The organism is Winogradskyella sediminis (genome assembly GCF_003387355.1).
GTDB lineage: Bacteria > Bacteroidota > Bacteroidia > Flavobacteriales > Flavobacteriaceae > Winogradskyella > Winogradskyella sediminis.
The window spans coordinates 416,424-438,777 of record NZ_QUNH01000003.1 but is presented as its reverse complement, the minus strand read 5'-3'; the positions used below and the strand labels follow the sequence as shown (position 1 = coordinate 438,777).

Genomic DNA, 22,354 nt, shown 5'->3' with positions numbered 1-22,354 from the left:
TAGCTAAATCAGGGTTAATATATGATGGAAATTATAAAAGTACTTTAGTAAAAAAATAATGAGTTTTTACTTGTTTTTTGCCACAGTACTTTGTTGTAGTGCGTAATTTCTTTATTTATAATTCTTTTCCATTATTAACAATTCCATCTTCGATTTCGTCTTTTGCTTTTTCAATAATGCTTTTTGTGTTATCTTCTAATGTCTCAACTATTGTTTTGTTCTTTTTCTTATCTCGGTCAAAATAGTTTAAAAACGGATTATCAGATTTTTGATAATTTAATATTAATTTACCAGGATTCTCGCTTGTTACATTTAAGAAACTATTCAGAAGTTTTATTCTTAATTCTTCTGACATATCAGCATCTTCAATGTTTTCTATTTGTTTAGAAAGTCCTTCTATTGTCATACTCAACACTTGTTTGTGTGAATATTCTTCTATCAGTCTTTTTGATAAGTTGACCTTTTTATTAGCAGATATTGTTGTCCAAATTAATGGAATATAAAGAGGAAGAAAAGCTAACATTATTTTTGGTGCTCTTTCTATTGTATCAGTTAAAGTTGCTCCTGATAAAAGATAAACAATACTAATTGTAATCGGCAATAAAGCTGATAATGAAATGTATAAAATTCCTTTATTAAAACTCTTCTTGTATTCTTTGTATAATTCTTCTTCTTCACCTTTTTTAGTAACAAAAGCAGAACTTAAACCTGCGGTTAAAGCATTTGGAAGTAATGATTCGATTTGCTTATTAATTTTATCATATTCTTTTTTTGAATTTGATTTTAGGCTGTCTAAGTCAACTTGATTTTTTTTAATAAAATCGTTGTATTGTTCTTTACTTGTCTCTTTTAGATTTTCAAGGTTTTCTTCTAAGTTTCCAGAAACTTCTGTCAATTGATTGTAAGATGTTTCAAGTTCTTTTTTTAAACCTTCTACATTAATTATTTCTCCATCTTCGTCTTTGTCTTCATAACCTAAGATTTCTCTATGAAGTTCGTCTATCTCTATTTTTTTTGTTAATATTCCTTTATAAGTTGTATTAGCTTTACTAGAATTTTCCTCAATTTTTAAAATTAATTCATCTAATTTTTCAATTTCTTCATCGATTTCTGGATGTTCCTCTAGAACTTCACTTATTCTTGTTACAAGATTGGATAAATTTGTACTGTTTTCAAGTAAAGCATTACTAACTTCAACTGATTTTGTGTGATTTGAAGTTATATCACTCAATTTATTATCAATTTCAGATTCTATATTGACTAATTTTGAGTGTATTTCGTTTGCTTCGTTTAGTCTAGTTTCAGCTTTGTTTCTATATTCAGCTGCTTTTCTTGATGCTTGTTTAGCTTCTTTTTCAATATCTGACGGTTTTTCAGCAACTTGTTTTTCAAGAACAGAAAGTCTTTCCCAAAGCTTTTTTCTTTCCTCTTCTAAGTATTCAATTTTTTTTGAATTTTTTCCGTCAAACATTTTTTTTTCGGTTTTATGGGTTATGCACTACAACGTGTTTGTATAAGATTAGTTGCGTGTTTTAAGCACTAAAGATAGCAAATAAATCACAGATAGAAAGTCCGAAAGGACTTTCGTAAATTGGCTAAAACCAGCAATTAATTTTATACGTTGTTGGCAGTAGTTTTTATTTTTTCGTTCCTATATTTTATATGATATTCCTTTTTTCCATTTTCAATAATAGCTTCAAATGGTTCAGGTTTTATTTTTATTGAAGTTGGAAACCAAATATCTTTTAAATTATAATTTGGTAAAAGAAATAATCCTTCTTGTGTGCCATTTGTTCCAAATCGTTCAATATCTCCTTTCCAATATTCTGTTTCTAATTCATTGTGAAGTTGGTCGTTTGCCTTTTTAACATTCGCTGTTGGCATTCCCATTTCATTTATTCCTAAAACTTTAGAAATATCAAAGTCAGAATTGTCATTGTTTTTTAAATCGTATCGCACAATAAATTCTGCAATGTTTCCACTTGCATCATAAAAGTAAAAAGAATCAGCATTCCAAGATTCAAAGTTTTGAGTTTTTCTACCGTTTTCAATATTTACAATTTCAGTTCTTTTCTCCATCCATTCCAATGCTTCGTTTAATTTGTTCGCAGGAATTAAAAAGCAATAATGATATTTATATTCTTTCTCAGATCTCTCAAATGATAATTCGCTCCAACCAACTTTTACAGAAAAAAAATTCTCGTTCTGTTCTAATATTTGAAATCCCAAGATTTCTGAATAAAACTTAAGCTCTGATTCTAATTTATTTGTGTAAAGTTTTAATTTCTTAAATTTCATTTTCTTTTTTAGTACGTTTTTTAATTATACAATTCTCTTTTCATATTGATGAAATTCAGGATATTTATTCTGTTTAACTAGTTTATAATTCATTTTTTCAACTAATTTTATTGAAGGAATATTCTCTTTTTTTATTAATCCAATTATTTTTTTATAGTTTAGGTTTTTTAAATATTCTGACATAAGATTCATAACTTCCGTACCATAACCTTGTCTCCAGTATTTTTTACCAAAAGAGCATCCAACCATACAGTTTAAATCTGAAATTGGTGTAATTAAATATGTTCCAATTAACTCATTTGATTTTTTTTCGATTATACCATACCTAATATTCAGTTCCATTGTTAATGTTTTCTCTAACCTTTTTAACCATATCAGCAGCTTCCTTTAAACTTTCAAAGGGTTTACTTCCTCTGAACTTCATCGCTTCTTTGTCTGAATAAAGTTCAAAAATTACTTTTACATCACTCTCAGTTAATTCGCGAATAGTTATTTTGGTATTCTCTGTTATCATAATTGCTAATTCTTTTAGAGTGTCGATAAATTACTGCCAACGAGATTGTGTATGATTAGTAGGGCGAGGTATAAACTAAGACTTACATAAGCTCGTAGATTGGGAAAGCGAATAATTTTATAAACTAACACTAAGCCCTATTGATTATACACGGTGTTGTAACACGTTTTTTATGTCCGATTTTTTTCCAAAGTCAACGGACGATGATTTAAAGTCTAAGATATTAAATGTCTTAAAAGGAAAATCAGTTCGTGAGTCAAAAGATGCTTTAACGGATTGTTTATATCAAGTTGAAGAGGTGTCTAAAGTTGTTTAATCTTGTCAACTAATTCGTTAAATGATATTTGAGCTATCGTTGGCTGTTTGTTGTTGAAATATATCCAAACTTCGTTTTCGCTACGTACTCTAATAAAATTTACTTTATCTAAAAACACTAAAGTTCTTTTTTTATCATTACCTGTTATTAATTCAATTGTTTTCATATATTATTATTTAGACATGGTTTCTAAGAGACTACTATCCTTACTTGATATTATCTTTGGTTTTATTACATCAACCTTATTCTTGTTTTTTGCATTTATAGTCATTGAATTAGTTTGGGTTTTTGTGTTCGTTTCTGTATTTCGGTCATTATGCTTTTCATAAATCACTCCTGCGTAAAAAGATGCCAAGCTAAACAAAGACACGATACTTGTTTTTAAAAGGTTCAGGTGTAAGTTCTTGTCTTGTATCAAAAGTTCTTTTTTCTGCCTTTTTATCTTAAACAATTCCCATTTATTCAAATGCAATAAAATGGTATTAGTGTCACCACTCTTGTTTTCGTACTGTAGTTTATAGTTCAATCCAATTGGTATAAGTCCTTTTTTAGTAGGTAGTTTATAATATTCAATTCCAGAGTTCTCTTTTGGGTTAATTCCGAAATAATCTATTGGTCTTACATTGTCAACTATAACGCTATGGATAATTCCATTTTCAATCGAAACTAAACAGTTTTTAAATTCAGTTACGGACATTTCGTATTTTCCTTTCAGTTCCATAATTACTATTCGTTCAAATTCCTACGTTCCATAACATTCTTGAACGCTTGAATACGTGCCCTTTCATTTTCGGACATAGCTTTACGTTCCTGCACATTCTTAAAAGCTTGCAGTCTTAATCTTTCTGACCTACTTATTTTATTACTATCGCTCACTTTAAATGGGTTACAACGTGTTTGTGTATGATTAGTTGGGTGGTTTAGCAACTAATTTAGCAAACTTTTACGAACCCGTGAAAATTCCGCAGGAATTTTCGCAAGTAGGCTAGAACGAAGCAATTAATTATACACGGTGTTGGCAAATCGTTTTTTATAAATCGTAAACTTTTTTAAATTCCATTTTATTTTCCCAACAATCGTTAAATTCAGATTCGCAATTTAATTCAAACCCTAATTCAGTCAATTGTCCAGAATATTTTAAAGGGCTTTTCGAAATTCCGATTGCGATTTCTTTTTTCGGCTTTTCGTCCGCTTTGTAAACTTTATTTCGTGTTGTTTCAAATAATTCTCTTTGTCCAATTTCAAACGCAATTTCTTTTTCGGTCAGTTTAAAATTCAAGAGCGGATTTCCGTAATGAAAAATTCCGTGTCCACTTCCATCTTCAGTTCCAAAATAGAATCCAACTAATTTGTTGTCAACTATGTCAATAAAAATGGAATGATTTTCTTCTTTATTTTCGGCTTGATATTCGTAAACTCCAATTATTTCATTATCGACCAGTTGAGTTTCCAGATGCTCTTTTTCAACTTCTTTCCATACTTGTTGAGAATTCCACGCTGCAAATGGTACTGCAATAAATTTCGGAAAAGCATAAGCTAAAAAGAAATATACAATTAAGAGTATTCCGATGATTTTTAATATGCGTTTCATAAATGTTTGCCAACGTGTTTGTATAAGATTAGTTGCGTGTTTTAAGCAACTAATTTAGCAAATACAAACCAAATAGAAAATCCGTGAGGATTTTCGTAAGTAGGCTTGAACTAGCAATTAATTTTATACGGTGTTGGCAACTGGCTTTTCTATCAGATTCTTAAATGAATTAATTAATTTCACCAATTCCAGTTCCGTCTCTTTATTTATAATTTTTCCATTTTTGTCAACTTTTCCTTTTATTCCTTGTATTAATAATGTGGTTTCGGGCGTGAATTTCGTTTGAACAGTTTCCATTATTAATTTTAATTCTTCGTGTCCTTTAATTCCACTTGTGGAAGCTGTGATAAGTCCAATTGGCTTGTCAGATAAAACAGTTGTCGACACGCACCATTCAATCATATTTTTTAAACCGCTCGGAATACTGAAAACATATTCAGGTGTACAAATAATAATTCCGTCAGCATTCGTTATTCTATTACGCAAATCCGTAATTTTTTCAGGTACATTTTTGTCAGTCAGTTCAGTTTTGAAATGCGGTAATTCCGCTAAATCATCTATTATTTCCAAATGGAATTCAGATTTTCCAAATTCCGCTATCCATTTGAGAATATTCAGATTCGCTGAATTCTGGCTGGCACTTCCACAAATTCCTATTATATTTTTACTACCTGTCATTTAAATTGTGTTCGGATGTTTTTTTAGCTTGTTGCCAACGGTCTCGGCTATGAGTAGTTGCGTGGTTTAGCAGTTAACTTTGCAAGTACACACCAAACTGAAAATCCGCGAGGATTTTCAGAAGTAGGCGAGAACAAGCAATTACTTATAGCCATTGTTGTACACCGTTTTTATTTATTTTTAATATCTGTTCAACATATTTTCTATGATTGTCAAATCCGTTCTTTTCAGGACTTTCCAAGTCAATCATTTCTCCAATTCCAGAGTCGTAAATCTGCCAATTATGCTTTTTAGCTAATTCGATTAAAGCATAAAGTCCGTTTTCTCCATATAAATTTAACATTGTATTACTCACAGACTCGCTATGAGTATAAAAGTCAATTGTAAAATCAGTTCCGATTATTTCTCTGTGATTATCGTCTTTTTTAATTCGGTCAAATGAGTTTTCCAATATTCTGGTAAAATCAGTCGGTTCGAGTTGGTTTTCGTCCAATTCCGCAACTGATTCTATTTTCTGTTTTGAATTAAAAAGTACAATGTCCCAACTCATTTTGAAATTATTTTATGAATTCAACTTTTTGTTTAACTGTTTAATTCGATTTGCTTGTTCAGTTGTTAAGTTAGTTTCTGTTTCAGATATAACGTAGGTCAAATGTTTAAATGCACAACCAAATTCGTTTTGTTCTAAAAACTCTGAAATAATTTCTTCACAGTCTATAATTCCAGCGCTATCTATTTCTGTAGATTCGATTCGACTTTTCCATTGGTCATTCAATATCTTTTCAGATAAATCTCTAATCTCATTTTTTAAAGTATTTCCTAAAATTGATTTAAGTTTCATATGGTCTGTCAAATGGTGTACAACGTTAGCGTATAAATTACAGTTGCGGAAAATCGGTACGATTTTCCGATTGAGACTGAAAGATAGAAAATTGCAATGAATTTCCGTAGGAAATTCAGCCGCAATTGAATTTATACATTGTTGGTTGCAGTTATAATTCAGTTTTTTGAGGTTCATTCAGAGTATTTTTTGCGTTCTGCTATTCAATTCCACGTTATGATTCCGCAATTTTGGAATTCGATAGAGTAGCAGTGATCAATTCACGTTTTTTAAATTCCGCTCAAGTTGATTTCTGCGCACAGTTCCGTTTTACATTTTTCAATTCAGCGTTATGATTCGGTTTTGAGTATTAAATTCAGTTTCCGAAAATCTTTTTTGCGCAAAGTTCCGCTGTTTTCAAAGTTCAGAATTCGAACAATTTTCACGTTTAGTTTTTAATTCCGCTATTGCAACCAACGTGTTTGTATATGGTTTGTTGCGTGGTTTAGCACGTAATTTAGCAAATAAAAACCGAATAGAAAATCCGAGAGGATTTTCGTAAGTAGGCTAGAACAAGCAATAAATTATATACGGTGTTGCCCACAGTTTTTATTCCGCATTATTTTTTATAAACTCAATAAATTCAATTCCAAATTCGGTTATTCCCATATGACCAAAAGGTAAATTTCCTATTCGATTCATTCTGTTGTCAATTAAAAGTCCTTTCGAGAATAATCTTTGTTTGTAGAACATAAAATTATTTTCAGTCAATCCGTAAAATTCCGCTTTTTTATATTTTAAAAATGAATCAATGTATTCTTTTTGTTTTTGAAATTCAACTTTAGTGCTGTCAAATGGTTTTTGGAATTTAGATTCGTTTATAATAATCGTTTCCTTTTTCATTTGTTGCTCCAATGAGTTCATTTTGTCTTTTAATGAATTCAATTTATCAATTTCTTCTTCAAATTCAATTGTGAAGTGTCTATGATTATATAGAATAGTAATTTCTTCTTCGGTTAAATTACTTATTAGGTCTAAATAATGGTCAATAAGTTCGTAATGTTCAGAAGGTTGTGACAACTCTTTTATTAAGATATCTTTAAATCGCAATAATTTTAATTCAGATTTTGTTTGCACAACACGCCTTAAAACAGATTCGAATAAATCGTTGAAGTTTTCTGTTTTAATATTTTCAAGATTTATTTCAGAGTCTTGAGTAAAATTCTCTGCCAATATTTCAACAAACTTGTTTAACCTTTTTTGTTTTATTTGTCCATTATATTCAAAAAATAATTCATTTAATGCTGTTCCACCAAATGGGATTGCTCCAAAAATTGATTTTGCTGTACTTACTATAATTTCCTTCTTGTCAATTTTTTTCATAATTGTGGGCAACGTTGTTGTATATGGTTTGTTGCGTGGTTTAGCACGTAATTTAGCAAATAAAAACCGAATAGAAAATTCGCGAGGATTTTCGTAAGTAGGCTAGAACTAGCAATAAATTATATACGGTGTTAGCCACTGGCTTTATTTAATTCCTTAATATTTTTCCAACAATATCATTAGGCATAGTTGGTCCAGAATCATCTTTCAATAATCCTGTTTCAGCTCTACTAAATAATGATTGTAAAATCAGTTTCCTATCTTCTTCATTTATTTCAGTGTCTTTTAATAATGCTAAATAGAAAAAAGTTAATGTATGCCTTTCTTCTGCATCTCTTGCCAAATGAAAAGAACTAAACATAACTTTAGTAATTGCTCTAATAGCAAAGGCTAAAAGAGAAATCAATGCTATAAATACTATTGACCATCTAACAATTGCGGTAGTATTACCTTTAAAGACATTTTTGAAAATCCAATCTGGCGAGCTTATAAGAATTATTGAAAAAAATATTGCTGAAAAAATTACCATTGCTAACAATATATTTCTCGATTTAATTGCATCTTTTCTGTATTTGATTGATTTACTTCTCCAATATCGAGCAGGTGCTTCTAATTGTAATTTTTTACGATAAGTGTCTTCTAAATCCGTTATTTTTCTCTTTGAATCATCATCAAATTCTGTAAACCCAGTTTTGGATAAATTCATCCAATCATCAAATTCCGTTTTTTTGGATTTTAATAATTCATCTATTTCTGTTGTTTGTCCAACTAATTTCTCTTTTGAATCGTCAAGAACTTCATTGATTTCTCCTTGCGTATCTGAAATATAATTTTCAAAAGAGTTTCTTATTGTTGATATAGAAGCTCTTTCATTAGAGCGTCTTCTTGAAATATCAGTTCGACCTTGGTTTTTAAATTCATAAGCTCTAATTAATCCTGTAAGCAAATCATTAGAATTAATAGTTTCGTTTTGTCCAGTCAGAAAGTTATATGCACCTCTAACAAAATTCGGATTTTCTTTATGAAGTTCTTCAAGAAACTTTGTTATGCTTGAAGTAGGTAAAAAAACTTTTGTTCGGTTATTAGTTTCTGGATTTTGTATTTGAGCTTTTATTTGTTGCCATTTGCTTTCAACATTATAATGACCTCCATTTACTAAATCAAGTATTAGAGATTTTAATCTTTTAAAGTGTTCTTTTGAGTTGTTAAGGTAAGAGGGAAGTTCTGTGCTATCCCAACCTTTGTTTTGTCTTAAAATAAAACCATAAATAGCATCAATTCCTTTTAAGTCAGTTTTAAAGTCTAAATGAGGATAATCGATATTAACAGTACAACTTTTAAAAAAGTCAACGTGTTCAGATTGATTAATTTCTTTTCTTAAATCTTTTATCGTCATAGTTTTTTCAGCTTGTGGCTAACGGTCTCGTATAACCGTCAGTTACGGGTTAATATGTATTAATTTTCGGTTTAGAACTGGCGTTAGCAATTCCGAGTGGATTCGGACGTAGTCGAATCCGCCGTAATTGCGGTTATACATTGTTGTGCATAGTATTTTTACCATCTCATTTTGATTTCAGTTCCTTTTTTTAACTCATAAATAGATTCCAAGATTTTAATCAATTCATTAAAAATCAAGTCAATTTCCTCTGTTGATTTTCCTCCGTACCATTTTGAATAGTTAGGACTTATATTTCCATCAGAATCTTTTTTTTGCGGTTCTAAAAATCCTAAATCAAGTATTCCATTTTTTTGATTCTCCGAATACTAATTTTTTTCGTCCAAAAACTCGTTACTTATAATTTCAGAGTAAAACTCTTTGCTCTTGTCAAATCCTTTGTATTGGATATAGTAAGAGTCAAATTCAATTATTAAGTATTCGAGATTGGGTTTTTTACTTAAAATATTAATGAAATCAGTTTTTAGATTCTTATTTTCAAGATTCCATTTATAGATATTAGTTTTTTCAAGATTTCTTTTTTTGAGAACTATAAAAACTCCTATTAAGACTACGATTATTCCAATAATTAATTTCACTCGAATGCGTTTTCAATATTATGCACAACGTGTTTGTGTATGATTTCGTTGCGTGTTTCAGCAACTAATTTAGCAAATACAAACCGAATAGAAAATCCGCGAGGATTTTCGTAAGTAGGCGAGTACTAGCAATGAATTATACACGGTGTTCTATGCAGTTTTTCTTCCTATTTTTTTATGTCTCCAAACTTCATATAAGTAACAATCAGCGTGATGTTCAGCTGGATTATTAATTGGCAATTCCTTTTGGACTTTTTTTGCTTTATGAAAATCAGGAATCAGTCCGTATTCATTCAAGTCAGTTGGCAAGAACGTTTCGTCAAATCCGCCACAATTAGTTAATGCACTAATATCTCCATCCTTTTCAATTAGGTCATATCCAACAAATTCAAATTCAGTTTCTAATTCCGCTTTTTCTTTATTAGGTTCCTTAACAACAGCTAAAAAGTTATAATACTTTAAATCTTTAACTTTTTCTAAAACATAATTTTTTGAATTGAAAAATACAGTTACCATATTTTGGTCAGTCACTATATAATTCCAATCATCTTTAGAGTCAAAATCAGGTTTAAAAGCGAGTCCATTCAAAAGCCCGTCTAGAGAAACTAATTCTTTCAAATGAGTCAATTTTGACCATTCAATATATTTTTCCCAACTGAATTCATCTCCAGTTTGGGAATCATAAATTTCTAATGCTGTATAGTAAATCTCCTTGGTCATTCAAATTGCATAGAACGTGTTTGTGTATGGCTCGTTGCGGAAAATCAGCTATGATTTTCCGCCGTAACCGAAAGATAGCAAATTGCAATGAATTCCGATTAGGAATTCAGCCGCAATGAGCTATACACGTTGTTGTAAAACGTTTTTTAATCAATTGGGACTTCAATAAATTCCGATAATATTTTTCCGTTTTTAGAATTTATTTTTATCACTTTCGATTGATTATTTTCTAATTTACTTTTCAAAGTCCAAATCAGTTTCTTTTTCTCAAAATCAATGTCCCAAAAATATATTTCATTCAGACCATTTTCATTTCCGATTTCAAGTGCTTTTTTCAAGTCAATTTTTGTCTTATTCTGCAAAACTCTCAAATAAGGTTCTAAAATTTCTTGAGTATCTTTTTTGTTCCAAGGTGTTGTGCAATTCAAATTGAATGGAATCAATAATTCCGTTAATTCGAGGTTTTGAGAAGTTATTTTATAATTCAGCCAAAATTGTATCGCTGGATAATCAGATTTTTTGAATTCAGCCAAACTTATGCGTTCCAGTCCTTTTTCGGGATTATGAATTTCAACGATTGTTTTTGATTCCTCAAATTTGAAATTTGTTTCCAGTATGTCTTTATCAACTATAAATTTAAGTTTCTCTTCAACTCGATGTTCGGCACAAGAAATTATTCCATCAATGAAGCTTTGTGAGTTAGAAACTCCAAAATTCAGTAGTAATAAAATGGTTAGCAGAATTTTCATTCAAATGTTTTACAACGTGTTTGGCTATGATACGTTGCGGAAAATTCCGCAGGATTCTTTCCGCCGTAGCCGAAAGATAGTAAATTGCAATGAAATTCCGATAGGAATTTCAGCCGCAATGGATTATAGCCGTTGTTGTGTACTGTGCTTTTTATTCATTGTTATGGTTTTCCACATCATAGTGATTCCAGTTAATAATATTATCAAACCACCAATTAGAAAAGCCATTCCATATCCTTTAGCGAAAAATCCGCAAAAGTAATTCAAGTATCTGTTTATAATTCCAGATGAGTAAATTCCAGTTGCAGAAATTCCGAATGTCAGAATTAGAACTACTATTGAGTTTATGATTCCGAATTTATATTTCCAATTTACCAGTCCAACTGCTAAAATTCCGATTATTAAACTAGCTAAAGTCCAATAAGCTTGGTCAGCGAAAAATTGTCCAATTCGCACGTCAGTCAGACTTTTAAATTTTTCCCAATCGTCATTCATTAAAGCGTCGAAAAGTTTTCCATTATATGCGACATATAAGCGTTTCAATCCGCTAATGATAAAAATCAAAGCAAAACACTCTAATAAAATCAGCTTTAGGTTAAATTTCTTTATCATTTTCGGCATTGTACACAACGGTTTTGTATAAGATTAGTTGCGTTGTTTAAGCAACTAATTTAGCAAATACAAACCGAATAGAAAATCCGTGAGGATTTTCGTAAGTAGGCTTGCACTAGCAATTAATTTTATACGTTGTTACCCAACGTTTTTTATCATTTCGTTTATTCTATTTTCCGCTTCTGTTTTTGAAATTCCATCATAATAATCGCGAACAAATTGATGGTCAAAATCTTCGTGAGGAAAAATTTCAGGTCTATCATTTCCACTTTTTGTCATTACATCACAAGGAATTGACATTGTGTCTCCGTATTCTGGAATATTGCTACAAAGCCAACCAAAATATCCAGTTTCGTGGTTTTCATTGTCAAAATTTGCCTTATAATCTGAATAGCTTTTTTCGCTTAACGAAACCCAAAGTCCATAATCCAAGTTTTCGCAAGTATCATTCACTTTTTGAGTCAGTGTTACTCTTATAAATCGGTCAATTTGGTCTTCGTAATGAATTTCGCAAAAGTCAGAGTCCAATTTTCCAAGTTCAGTTTTTTCTTTGTCAGATAAAAAATCGTAATTAGCTGGTGATTTAAAAGTCAAAGCAGGCCATTCCGAATTGACTTTTCCACACTCAGGACATTTAAATTCCGCTGTTTTATTTTTCTTTCTTTTCCAGAACATTATTCGCTTGGTATTGTTACAAATCCAGTCCAAATCATTACTACATAAATCAAACAGAATATTGCGAAACCTTTAAAAAAAAGATTAAAAAACTTAAAAATACCTGGTGCTTTCTCAACTAATCCTGTATTATTTCTGATATGAAAATCTTTAAGTTTTCCAGTAATTATTGGTCCGATTATTTTGAAAAAGAAAAATCCGAAAATAAAAAATAATGAAAGTCCAATTTTAAATTTCAATTTCTACGGTTTTTTGGTCAAATGTTGGGTAACGTGTTTGTGTATGGTTAGTTGCGTGGTTAAACAACTAAGTTAGCAAACATTTACGAACCCGTGAATATTCCGCAGGAATATTCGCAAGTAGGCTCAATAAAGCAATTAATTATACACGGTGTTGTGGTTAGTTTTTTATTTCCACTTTCAAATATTTTATTTCCTTTTCGCAACTTGTTTGAAATTCAGATTCAAGTTTTAAATAGTAACTATTATTTGAAACTTTAGATTCAATCGTTCTCCAACCTTGAATTCCAATAACGTACTGTTCTTTCGTTTTTAAATCCGTTAATGCAATTTCCTCTTCTCCATAATAGTTTGAGTGAGAAATGGCTGTTTCTCCATCTGAAGTCAAAGGTTTTCCCATTGTAAAACAAGTCAGTCCGTTTTTCAAGTCAACTGATAAAAATCCCCAACCCTCAAATTCAGTAATTTCAATTAATGCGTTTCCGCAATAAGTTCCCTTAAATTCGTAATTTGAATATCCTTTTTCTTTTAATAAATATTTACAGGCTTTTAATTCAGGTGTTTTTATTCCAATTCCATTATTAGCATTTGCTGGAAATGTATAGCAAGAGTCTTTAAGTTTGAAAATTTCAGGATATTTTTTGGTCAGTTCAATTTCAGATATTGGCTTAAAATCAATAAATTTTTCTGAAATTCTAACAACTTTATCATATTCCGATTTGTCAATAAGTTCCGATTTTCCATTTAGAATATTCGACAAATTCCGTATTACAAAATCACAATCTTGAGCCCAAGAAGTTTGGAAAATGGTAAGTAGAAATATTAAAATTAGTCTTATTTTCATTGGTCTGTCAAATTAACCACAACGTGTTTGTATATGGTTTGTTGCGTGTTTTAAGCACCTAATTTAGCAAATAATTATAGACCAAGAAAGTCCGCGAGGACTTTCGTAAGTAGGCAAAAAGTTAGCAATAAATTATATACGGTGTTGGCATTAGTATTTTATTCCGCTGTGTCTTTCACAACTTTAGTTTTTGATAAAAAATCGTGAATTCCGTTTTTCGTAAATAGAAATGAAATTCGGTCAAATGGAATAAGTCTGCAAAAAGTACGAGAAATAATATCAGAATTTTCAGGCTTATCTCCGTTCATCTTTACAACTCTTGTTTTAGTAATAAATTTCCCAATTGTTTTTTGAAACTTGATTTCCATTATTGCATAATACCCAATGAATGTCGCAAACATAATTACATATCCAAGTAACATTTGATTTTCGTCATTTGCACTTAATGGGAAAGTCAAAATTCCTGCAATAATTAACCAAATAATGAAATCAATTATAAAGTTCAAAAAACGAATTCCAGAGCCAACTACGTTTGAGTCAACTTTTTCTTTTTGTTGTTTTTCCGCTGTTGCTTTTTCTCTTATTTTTTCAAATTCAGAAGTGTCAATATTCCGTTTTTCAATTTCCGCATCTGCCGCTTCAATTGCAGTCGGATTATAACTTGTTCTTTCGACTGTTACAATCTTAATTAGTTCTTCATCTGTCCTTTCGGACATTACTTTCGCAAATTCGTTTTCCATTCGTTTGATGGTTCGTTTATATTAATGCCAACGTGTTATATAAAAACAAATATAGGCGATTATATGTTATAATTTCGGGATAACAAAACTTCTGTATTGTTTTTTGTCGATTTTGTTATTGCATTTATCGCTGTATCTAAAGGACTGCTAATCTGCATTAAATCTCTATGAGCAACATGTGTATAGATCATTGTTGTCTCTGGCTTAGCATGTCCCAATAACAATTGTATATGTCTTAAATCTACACCATTTTCCATTAAATGTGTCGCGTAACTGTGTCGTAAAACATGTGGTGTCACTTGTTTTGTTATATTAGCACTATAACAACTTTTCTTTAAAAATTGGCGCACACTCGTTGCTGAATATGGTCCTCCATTGCGGCCTTCAATTAAAAACACTTGGGGTTTATAAGTGTTTAAATAATTTAAAATTAACGGTTTTAAAACAGCACTCATTACTACATTGCGATCTTTTCGACCTTTGCCTTGACGAACGCTTAACATATTTCTTTCAAAATCTAAAGCATTTATTTTTAAATGCAACAACTCTCCAATTCTAAGTCCACACGAATATAGCAAACCAATGATCGCTCTGTGTTTTAGGTTTTTAGTTACTTGAATAAGATTAATAATTTCGCTCTTAGACAAGACTACAGGTAACTTCTTACTCTTTTTAGGCCGACTTAAATCTTCAGCAACCAATTCCGGTAAATCACAATAAGAAATGTAATATTTTAATGCGCTTACACATTGGCGATGACTACTGATACTAAAATGCTCACCAGCCAAAACAATTTCAAAAAAATGATCAATATCCTTTTTCTGTATGGCTGAAATGTCCTTTTGTTTATAGTAGTACAAAAAACGTAACACAAAATAACCATAAGTTTTTATAGTACTAGAACTTAATCGCTTACCTTTTAAAAATCCTGCATAACCTTTTAGAGATTCCTTAAAATCTAAGGGTAGCGCAGCATACATTTCAGCCATGCTAAGTTCTGGCTTTATTTTTTTTAATGGCTGATAAGGTTGTGGTTTTGGTTGTTTAAATGCACTATAGTCAACAAAATAACCATGACTTCTAAAATATTTGTATAAAATGTGTACCTCAGTTTTAGAATAGCGCTTATAAAACGTCTTGTGCGTTTGCGACCAACGGACACCTTCAACTTGCTTAACTAAAGTTTTGGTAGAGGTTAAATAATTAAAACCTATAGCAATTTGATCTACATCCTTATGCTTTAACTTAGTTAATGTAATTGTCATAACGTAAAATATTTACATGGTGATAGTTATCCATGTAAATTACATTAAAAACATGACAAATTTCGATGTTATATAAAGAAACTACAAATTGTAGCTATAGTTAGAATAAAAAAAGAGGGCATAAGCCCTCTCAATACATATTTATATATTCTAAGTGTTAGTCTGCATGCTCTTCCATCGTATGGTACACGTTTTGTACATCATCATCTTCTTCTAATTTCTCTAAAAGTTTCTCAACATCTTCGGCTTGTTCTGGTGTAAGCTTCTTAGTAACTTGCGGAATGCGCTCAAAACCAGATGAAATAATTTCAATATCGTTTGCTTCTAAGTAAGCCTGGATACTCCCAAAACTTTCAAAAGGTGCATATACCATTACGCTGGTGTGTTCCACTCCGTCTTCATCGACATCTGTATCTTCAAAAATTTCATCAACACCAGAGTCAATCAACTCTAACTCTAATTCTTCTAAGTCTAAATTATCTCCTTTAATTTTAAAATTACAAGTGTGATCAAACATAAAAACAACAGATCCTGAAGTTCCTAAACTACCATCTGTTTTATTAAAATACGAACGCACATTTGCCACTGTACGAGTATTATTATCTGTAGCTGTTTCAATTAAAACTGCAATACCATGCTGAGCATAACCTTCAAAAAGGACTTCTTTATAATCTCCTTGGCTTTTATCTGAAGCGCGTTTAATAGCGCGTTCTACATTATCTTTAGGCATATTTACAGCCTTTGCATTCTGTATTACAGCTCTAAGACGCGAATTACTATCGGGATCAGGTCCGCCTTCCTTTACAGCCATTACAATATCTTTACCAATACGTGTAAAGGCTTTGCTCATAGCTGACCAACGTTTCATTTTTCTTGCTTTTCTAAATTCGAAAGCTCTTCCCATCTTAAAATTTATTTTTTTAATTTCCGAAAAAAAACGGAAATCTGTTTATGATATTATATTTTACAAAAATGCCTAAAAATTAGGTGAAAGCAAATTTAAGAAAATATTAAAATTGTTTGAGTAGGTTTATAACTAAATATGAAAAAATATAAGTCATAATTTGAAAATTAAAAATTCTGAAACTTTATCACCCGAGATCAAAACATACTTAAGTGTAAAACTAGAATCTGTACAAACATTAGAACAAACAACTATTCCTCAACCTCCACAATATTCTCAATGGCTTCAGCTAATTTGAAATCTTTTTGGCTCACTCCACCAACATCGTGCGTAGATAGCGAAATTTTTAACACGTTGTATACGTTACTCCAATTAGGATGGTGATTTTGAGCTTCACACTCAAAAGCAATGCGACTCATGGCACTAAAACAATCTTTAAAATTGTCGAATTCAAATTCTGAATGAATAGCATTATTATAATAGTCCCAATCCGGAAATTGTAATAACTTTTTCTCTATAGTAGCATCGTCTAATTTCATATGGTAGTTTTATCGTTTTTATAAGTTTAAAATTAATAAAAAATATGAAGTGATTATGGTAATTTGAATAAGAAATAGTAAAATGACATCACAGATACTAATCGTTTACTTTTCTAGCTCTTCTAAAATTTCCTGACTCGTAATTTGAAGATGTTTAGGTAACTTATTAAATTTTGGAAGTACAGCCAAATACCGATCTTCATTTGTTGTAAAAACTTGTTTAATAACTACTTTTTTCTTCGTAATTAAAGCTAAAAGATCTTTTGTAAATTCGTCATGATGCACTAAGTCCGTGCTACCCAAGTGATAAACTCCGCTTTTATTTCTATTCACTATATAATGAATCTGTTGCGTTAACTTTTTATCGTACATCACATTCATTATTAAATTCGGAAAAACTTCAACGGCGTCATTATCCGAAATTGCAGTTTTCATGTCTAATAATCGTGGTGAGTTGGCTCCAAAAACCATAGGAAGCCTTACAATAGTCACTTGCTTTTTAGGCAAGCGTAAAAGCGCATTTTCAATTTTAATTTTAAAATGGCCGTATATGCTATGACTTAAAGTTTTGTCGAGCTCGTAGCTAGGAAATTTACTATACGCATCAAAAACATTGGCAGAAGAAAGAAATATAATTTTACAATTATATGCCACAATATATTCTGCAATATGTTGGTGTGCTATAAACTGCGCATTAAAATCGCCACGCAATGCCGAAATGACAATAGTAGGTTGGCAGACTTGTAAGATCTCGTATACATCATCTTCTTCAACATTATATTGAAAGAATTGCTGATTGTTTTCAAACTCTTTTTTAGGTGTTCTATAAGTTCCAAAAGTTCTAAAATAAGGACCTAATTCCTTATAAATAGAATTACCAATGTAACCGCTAGCTCCAAGTATTAAAATACGATGTTTTTGAGGATCTAAATCTTTCTTCGTCATTAATCAAAACTACTCTCTATAGAATTAGCCTTTATAAAAAGGTGGTTTTACAACCGTTGCAGGAATCCTTTTTTTGCGCACCTGAATACCTATTTTACTATCTACTTTAGAAAATACCGTTGGTACATATCCCATACCAATGCCTATTCCTAAACTTGGACTCATTGTACCAGAAGTTACATTACCAATAGTGTTACCATTGCCATCTACGATATCGTAACCATGACGAGGAATACCGCGCTCATCAAGTTTAAAAGCTACTAATTTGCGTTCTGGCGAACGTTCTTTTTCAGCTTTTAGGGCTTCACTATTTGTAAAATCTTTATTGAATTTACAAACCCAGCCTAATCCTGCTTCAATAGGAGAGGTGGTATCATCAATATCATTTCCGTATAAACAATAGCCCATTTCTAAACGCAAAGTGTCTCTAGCCGCTAAACCTATTGGCTTAATTCCAAAATCAGCTCCGGCTTCAAAAACGCTATCCCAAATTTGTTTTACTTCAGAATTCTTACAATAAATTTCAAATCCACCACTACCTGTGTAACCTGTGGCAGAAATAATTACATTTTCTATGCCTGCAAAATCACCAACCTCAAAATTATAAAATTTAATTGCAGATAAGTCATGACTGGTTAAAGACTGCATCGCTTCAACAGCTTTTGGTCCCTGTATGGCTAATAAGGAATAAGCTTCGCTTAAATCGCGCATCTCAGCACCAACATCATTTTTAGATGAAATCCAATTCCAATCTTTCTCAATGTTACTTGCATTAACCACTAATAAATAAGTGTCTTCTTTTATTTTATAAATGATTAAGTCGTCAACAATACCACCATCATCATTTGGTAAGCAGCTATATTGAGCTTTACCGATCTCTAGTTTAGAGGCATCATTACTTGATACCTTTTGTATTAAAGCTAATGCGTTTGGACCTTCAATTAAAAATTCACCCATATGGGAAACATCAAAAACACCTACAGCATCCCTAACGGTTTGATGTTCTATGTTTACGCCTTCGTATTGAACAGGCATATTATAACCAGCAAAAGGAACCATTTTAGCACCAAGTGCAACGTGAGTAGAGGATAAGGCTGTATCTTTCATGTAAGAATTGTTTTAATTTTAGATGTGCAAAACTACATAAATTTTATGAAGAATATTATAAATTGATACTAAGGAAATCGTAGTGCTCTATAAGATTCACTGTATGCTATTTTTTAAAAATCCATAATCCAGTCGTCAATGGTTTTATCATCAGAGCCATGTAAAACAGAGATATCTCCTGTAGATTCAAAAACCACTGCTTTGACCTCAGATAATTGTATAACATTAGCTTCTCTTAATTTAGCTTTAACATCAGATTCAGTTACTTTACATTTTCTTAAATTGGCTTCAATGAGCTTACCATTTTTCATTAAAAGTGTTGGTGTATTATCAACCATGTCTCTTATTGGAGTCCAACGTCGGGCTGCTGCCACAACCATTTGTAGACTGTAGATAACAACTAAGCCTAAAATTCCATATTGTAGTGACACTGACTTCGATACAATTACAGTTGCTAAAATAGATCCAATAGAAACAGTCATTGCAAAATCAAAACTCGACATTTTTGAAAAACTACGCTTACCACTAATGCGCGTTAAAATTACCAAAGCCATATAAATGCCTATGGCTGTGAGAATTATTGCTAAAAGTCCATCTGTAGAAAATTTAAACCAGTCTTTCATAATACATTATATTTTAATAGGTATGGCAAGATGTTATAAATTTTAAGAAGGTCTTAGCTCAATTACTGTTTTGGTTACTCTGATTACGCTTTAATCAAATGGGTTAATTGTTTTAGGAATCGGAATACGTTTATATAATAATATGCAAGATCTTAGATGTTGTAACTTTTAAATACAAAAAATTATGAATTCAACTTATAAAAACACGCTTGAAGCCGTTCAGCAATGTATCGTAGATTGTAGAATTTGCCTTACTGAAATGGCAGGAAAAGAAAGTCATAACGATTGTCCTAAATGCTGCATACAATGTATAGATGCCTGCGAGGCGGTTTTAAAAATGATAACATCAGATAGTGCTTATGTTAAACAGTATGCCTTATTATGTGCAGAAATTTGTGAGTATTGTGCTGATCATTGCGAAGACCATACACATGAGCATTGTAAAACATGTGCAAAAACATGTAGAGCCTGTGCCGAAGCTTGTAAATCATTGGCAGCATAATTAAATCTTAAATCTAAAAAATGGCCATACTAGGGAATATTATTAAAGGAGTTATAGAACTCAAAGATACCTTTACATCTGAAGTAATTCATGGAGATGCACAAAAAAAAGTACTAAGAGAATTACTCGAAACAGCAGAACAGACACAGTTTGGTAAACATTACAATTTTGAAGCCCTTCTTAAATCTGAAGACCTGCAACACCAATTTTCAAAATCTGTACCTTATTTTGATTACAACCAGATTAATGAAGCTTGGTGGCACAAATATCATAATGGTGAAGCAGATGTAACATGGCCAGGACAACCGTCATATTTTGCGTTGAGTTCTGGTACTACTGGGAAAACGAGTAAACGTATTCCTGTCACAGATGCTATGATTGATGCCATAAGAAATGCAGGTATTAAACAGGTTTTCTCTTTAAATAATTTTGATTTGCCTGCCGATTTCTTTGAAAAGGAAATAATGATGTTGGGTAGCTCCACAGATTTGGAAGAAAACAACAACCATCTCGAAGGCGAAATTAGTGGTATCAGCGCAAGCAATATTCCCTCGTGGTTTAGAGGTTATTACAAACCTGGCGAAGAAATATCACAAATAGAAGATTGGGACGAACGCGTACAACGTATTGCAGAACGTGCCAAAGATTGGGATATTGGTGCTTTAAGTGGAATTCCTTCGTGGATAGAATTAATGCTTCAAAAAGTAATTGATTATCATAACCTAAATCATATCCATGAGATTTGGCCTAATTTACAAGTGTATACATCTGGAGGTGTAGCTTTTGCTCCTTATGAGAAAAGTTTTAACGCACTCTTAGGGAAACCAGTAACGGTTATAGATACTTATTTAGCATCCGAAGGGTACATTGCAACACAAGTAAGACCAGAAACAGATGCCATGCAGCTCAACACCGATAATGGTATTTATTTTGAGTTTGTACCGTTTAAACCTGAATATATCAATCAAGATGGTTCCTTAAAACAAGAGGCTCCGGCATTAACATTAGATGATGTAGAACTAGACCAAGATTATGTTTTAATCATTAGTACAGTGAGTGGAGCTTGGCGTTATTTAATAGGCGACACCATTGAATTTACCAATATTGAACGTGCTGAAATAAAAATTACAGGTCGTACCAAATTCTTCTTAAATACCGTAGGGTCGCAATTATCGGTCAATAAGATGGATGCGGCTATGCGTGATTTAGAAGACCAATTTAATATCACTATTTCAGAATATACCATCTGTGCCAAACGTGGTGGTGATGGTGAGTTTTATCACTATTGGTATTTGGGTTCTGAAGGTAATTCCATAGATAATGCAACCATTGCAAATGCTTTAGATGAAAGTTTAAAAAAGGCCAATAAAAATTATAAAGTGGCACGAAGTAAAGCATTAAAAGGCGTAAAGGTCAAAGTAATTCCTCCGCATCATTTTTACGATTGGAATGAAAGAAATAAGAAAAAAGGAGGCCAAGTAAAAATGGAACGTGTTATGGGAGATGAAAAGTTTAAAGCTTGGGAAGACTTTGTGAATGAACAATAGCTGTTTTAACCCTAAAGGTTACTTTAGGGGATTTTCGCTTCAATATAATGCAATGATCTTATTTTAAAGCATCACGATGCTGTACGAGTTCCATAATCTCTTCAGGTGACAAATAATACTTTACAATTCGGGCTTTATAAGAAGGTGTTATATCTGCATGATTAAGTATAAAATCTTTTGTTTTTAGAATGTAATCTTCCATTCCATGAGCCACAGCAAACGAATCAGCTGCTCGTTCAGCTTCAACGATATGACTTTGAGAAAGCAGATATTTTAGTCCAAACCAAATAAGATTTAACTTGCTTCTATTTTGATAATCTATTATATGTCCTAATTCATGTCCAATCCAGCCAATAAATATATCATCTGGAATATGACGCGTTAAAAACGATTTGTCGGCAATCTTAAAGGTTTCACTTATAAGAATAACATAGTTTCTGTTCTTCCTGCTTTTAAAAAAACTACCTAAAGTCGGTCGTGCTTGCATGGTCGATTTTTTTATGTTCTTTTTAAATCGAAATTCAATTTTGGTGTTTTCCAGCTGTGGATAATAGGCCAGAGCTTTACGGACGTTGTTTTTAATATCTTCAGGAATTATGTGCTGTGCACTCATAGTTTGGTGTAGCGTTAAGATTAATATGATTATAATAATTTTCATCTTTTCGAAAAATAGGGTTATTACCTAAGAAGACTTAAATGATATCATCAA

General features: G+C 31.5%; 28 protein-coding genes. 3 read left to right on the top strand and 25 right to left on the bottom strand.

The features are described 5' to 3' along the window. Nucleotides 1-115: 115 nt before the first annotated feature. The 4 genes from C8N41_RS14650 to C8N41_RS14635 all read right to left on the bottom strand — a co-directional run bounded on the left by C8N41_RS14650 (nucleotide 116) and on the right by C8N41_RS14635 (nucleotide 2,812). On the bottom strand, nucleotides 116-1,471 hold the full coding sequence (locus C8N41_RS14650) for a hypothetical protein (RefSeq protein WP_115839817.1): 1,356 nt from the start codon (nucleotides 1,469-1,471) through the stop codon (nucleotides 116-118). Nucleotides 1,472-1,614: 143 nt separating this feature from the next. Beyond that, nucleotides 1,615-2,298 carry a VOC family protein gene (locus C8N41_RS14645; RefSeq protein WP_115839816.1) on the bottom strand — a complete coding sequence of 228 codons (684 nt, stop codon included), beginning with the start codon at nucleotides 2,296-2,298 and terminating at the stop codon, nucleotides 1,615-1,617. Nucleotides 2,299-2,322: 24 nt separating this feature from the next. Continuing rightward, nucleotides 2,323-2,640, bottom strand: coding sequence for a GNAT family N-acetyltransferase (locus C8N41_RS14640; protein ID WP_115839815.1), 318 nt, complete (start codon nucleotides 2,638-2,640; stop codon nucleotides 2,323-2,325). Beyond that, nucleotides 2,624-2,812, bottom strand: a complete 189-nt coding sequence (locus C8N41_RS14635) for a GNAT family N-acetyltransferase (protein ID WP_115839814.1) — start codon at nucleotides 2,810-2,812, stop codon at nucleotides 2,624-2,626. Before C8N41_RS14635 ends, C8N41_RS14640 begins: the two co-directional genes overlap by 17 nt. 172 nt (nucleotides 2,813-2,984) lie before the next feature. Here C8N41_RS14635 and C8N41_RS17025 point away from each other — a divergent pair, with 172 nt between their 5' ends. Beyond that, on the top strand, nucleotides 2,985-3,128 hold the full coding sequence (locus C8N41_RS17025) for a hypothetical protein (RefSeq protein WP_170137135.1): 144 nt from the start codon (nucleotides 2,985-2,987) through the stop codon (nucleotides 3,126-3,128). On the opposite strand, the gene C8N41_RS14630 is transcribed toward C8N41_RS17025, so the two are convergent. From C8N41_RS14630 to C8N41_RS14520, 20 genes are all read right to left on the bottom strand, one after another. Next, nucleotides 3,115-3,294 (bottom strand): hypothetical protein, encoded by a 180-nt coding sequence (locus tag C8N41_RS14630; protein ID WP_115839813.1) that lies wholly within the window; start codon nucleotides 3,292-3,294, stop codon nucleotides 3,115-3,117. The genes C8N41_RS17025 and C8N41_RS14630 overlap by 14 nt on opposite strands. A gap of 6 nt (nucleotides 3,295-3,300) precedes the next feature. Next, nucleotides 3,301-3,849, bottom strand: coding sequence for a hypothetical protein (locus tag C8N41_RS14625; protein ID WP_115839812.1), 549 nt, complete (start codon nucleotides 3,847-3,849; stop codon nucleotides 3,301-3,303). A 309-nt stretch (nucleotides 3,850-4,158) separates the two neighbouring features. Next, nucleotides 4,159-4,719: a hypothetical protein gene (locus tag C8N41_RS14615; protein WP_115839810.1), complete on the bottom strand. Its 561-nt coding sequence runs from the start codon at nucleotides 4,717-4,719 to the stop codon at nucleotides 4,159-4,161. 123 nt (nucleotides 4,720-4,842) lie between these two features. Beyond that, the gene (locus tag C8N41_RS14610) at nucleotides 4,843-5,397 is read right to left on the bottom strand and encodes an NADPH-dependent FMN reductase (RefSeq protein ID WP_115839809.1); all 555 of its coding nucleotides are present in this window, start codon (nucleotides 5,395-5,397) and stop codon (nucleotides 4,843-4,845) included. A gap of 145 nt (nucleotides 5,398-5,542) precedes the next feature. Next, nucleotides 5,543-5,947, bottom strand: coding sequence for a hypothetical protein (locus tag C8N41_RS17020; protein ID WP_170137134.1), 405 nt, complete (start codon nucleotides 5,945-5,947; stop codon nucleotides 5,543-5,545). Nucleotides 5,948-5,959: 12 nt separating this feature from the next. Further along, nucleotides 5,960-6,238, bottom strand: coding sequence for a hypothetical protein (locus tag C8N41_RS14600; protein WP_115839807.1), 279 nt, complete (start codon nucleotides 6,236-6,238; stop codon nucleotides 5,960-5,962). 588 nt (nucleotides 6,239-6,826) lie between these two features. Then, nucleotides 6,827-7,600 carry a hypothetical protein gene (locus C8N41_RS14595; protein ID WP_115839806.1) on the bottom strand — a complete coding sequence of 258 codons (774 nt, stop codon included), beginning with the start codon at nucleotides 7,598-7,600 and terminating at the stop codon, nucleotides 6,827-6,829. A gap of 148 nt (nucleotides 7,601-7,748) precedes the next feature. After that, nucleotides 7,749-8,996 (bottom strand): DUF6161 domain-containing protein, encoded by a 1,248-nt coding sequence (locus C8N41_RS14590; RefSeq protein ID WP_115839805.1) that lies wholly within the window; start codon nucleotides 8,994-8,996, stop codon nucleotides 7,749-7,751. A 788-nt stretch (nucleotides 8,997-9,784) separates the two neighbouring features. Beyond that, a complete protein-coding gene (locus C8N41_RS14580; protein ID WP_249033286.1) occupies nucleotides 9,785-10,354 on the bottom strand; it encodes a hypothetical protein in 570 nt (189 codons plus the stop codon). Between the two features lie 146 nt (nucleotides 10,355-10,500). Beyond that, nucleotides 10,501-11,103 carry a hypothetical protein gene (locus C8N41_RS14575; protein WP_115839803.1) on the bottom strand — a complete coding sequence of 201 codons (603 nt, stop codon included), beginning with the start codon at nucleotides 11,101-11,103 and terminating at the stop codon, nucleotides 10,501-10,503. Nucleotides 11,104-11,226: 123 nt separating this feature from the next. Then, complete coding sequence (locus C8N41_RS14570; protein ID WP_155088244.1) at nucleotides 11,227-11,715, bottom strand: hypothetical protein; 489 nt, start codon at nucleotides 11,713-11,715, stop codon at nucleotides 11,227-11,229. A gap of 138 nt (nucleotides 11,716-11,853) precedes the next feature. Continuing rightward, a complete protein-coding gene (locus tag C8N41_RS14565; protein ID WP_115839801.1) occupies nucleotides 11,854-12,390 on the bottom strand; it encodes a DUF2199 domain-containing protein in 537 nt (178 codons plus the stop codon). 399 nt (nucleotides 12,391-12,789) lie between these two features. Next, on the bottom strand, nucleotides 12,790-13,473 hold the full coding sequence (locus C8N41_RS14555; RefSeq protein ID WP_115839799.1) for a hypothetical protein: 684 nt from the start codon (nucleotides 13,471-13,473) through the stop codon (nucleotides 12,790-12,792). A gap of 158 nt (nucleotides 13,474-13,631) precedes the next feature. Then, complete coding sequence (locus C8N41_RS14550; RefSeq protein ID WP_115839798.1) at nucleotides 13,632-14,213, bottom strand: RDD family protein; 582 nt, start codon at nucleotides 14,211-14,213, stop codon at nucleotides 13,632-13,634. A 59-nt stretch (nucleotides 14,214-14,272) separates the two neighbouring features. Further along, nucleotides 14,273-15,478: a tyrosine-type recombinase/integrase gene (locus C8N41_RS14545; RefSeq protein WP_115839797.1), complete on the bottom strand. Its 1,206-nt coding sequence runs from the start codon at nucleotides 15,476-15,478 to the stop codon at nucleotides 14,273-14,275. Nucleotides 15,479-15,635: 157 nt separating this feature from the next. Further along, nucleotides 15,636-16,382, bottom strand: a complete 747-nt coding sequence (locus C8N41_RS14540; RefSeq protein ID WP_115839796.1) for a YebC/PmpR family DNA-binding transcriptional regulator — start codon at nucleotides 16,380-16,382, stop codon at nucleotides 15,636-15,638. Between the two features lie 251 nt (nucleotides 16,383-16,633). Continuing rightward, nucleotides 16,634-16,921 carry a 4a-hydroxytetrahydrobiopterin dehydratase gene (locus C8N41_RS14535; protein WP_092447584.1) on the bottom strand — a complete coding sequence of 96 codons (288 nt, stop codon included), beginning with the start codon at nucleotides 16,919-16,921 and terminating at the stop codon, nucleotides 16,634-16,636. A gap of 105 nt (nucleotides 16,922-17,026) precedes the next feature. Beyond that, a complete protein-coding gene (locus C8N41_RS14530) occupies nucleotides 17,027-17,866 on the bottom strand; it encodes a sugar nucleotide-binding protein (protein ID WP_115839795.1) in 840 nt (279 codons plus the stop codon). 24 nt (nucleotides 17,867-17,890) lie between these two features. Continuing rightward, entirely contained in the window at nucleotides 17,891-18,973 is a 1,083-nt protein-coding gene (gene gcvT, locus C8N41_RS14525) for a glycine cleavage system aminomethyltransferase GcvT (RefSeq protein ID WP_115839794.1), read from the bottom strand. Nucleotides 18,974-19,086: 113 nt separating this feature from the next. Next, nucleotides 19,087-19,596 carry a DUF421 domain-containing protein gene (locus C8N41_RS14520; protein ID WP_092447587.1) on the bottom strand — a complete coding sequence of 170 codons (510 nt, stop codon included), beginning with the start codon at nucleotides 19,594-19,596 and terminating at the stop codon, nucleotides 19,087-19,089. 184 nt (nucleotides 19,597-19,780) lie between these two features. Between C8N41_RS14520 and C8N41_RS14515 the strand changes: the two genes are divergently transcribed. After that, a complete protein-coding gene (locus tag C8N41_RS14515; RefSeq protein WP_115839793.1) occupies nucleotides 19,781-20,098 on the top strand; it encodes a four-helix bundle copper-binding protein in 318 nt (105 codons plus the stop codon). A gap of 20 nt (nucleotides 20,099-20,118) precedes the next feature. Continuing rightward, nucleotides 20,119-21,645, top strand: a complete 1,527-nt coding sequence (locus C8N41_RS14510; RefSeq protein ID WP_115839792.1) for a GH3 family domain-containing protein — start codon at nucleotides 20,119-20,121, stop codon at nucleotides 21,643-21,645. A 58-nt stretch (nucleotides 21,646-21,703) separates the two neighbouring features. On the opposite strand, the gene C8N41_RS14505 is transcribed toward C8N41_RS14510, so the two are convergent. Beyond that, nucleotides 21,704-22,303, bottom strand: coding sequence for a hypothetical protein (locus C8N41_RS14505; RefSeq protein ID WP_249033285.1), 600 nt, complete (start codon nucleotides 22,301-22,303; stop codon nucleotides 21,704-21,706). Between the last annotated feature and the right edge of the window lie 51 nt (nucleotides 22,304-22,354).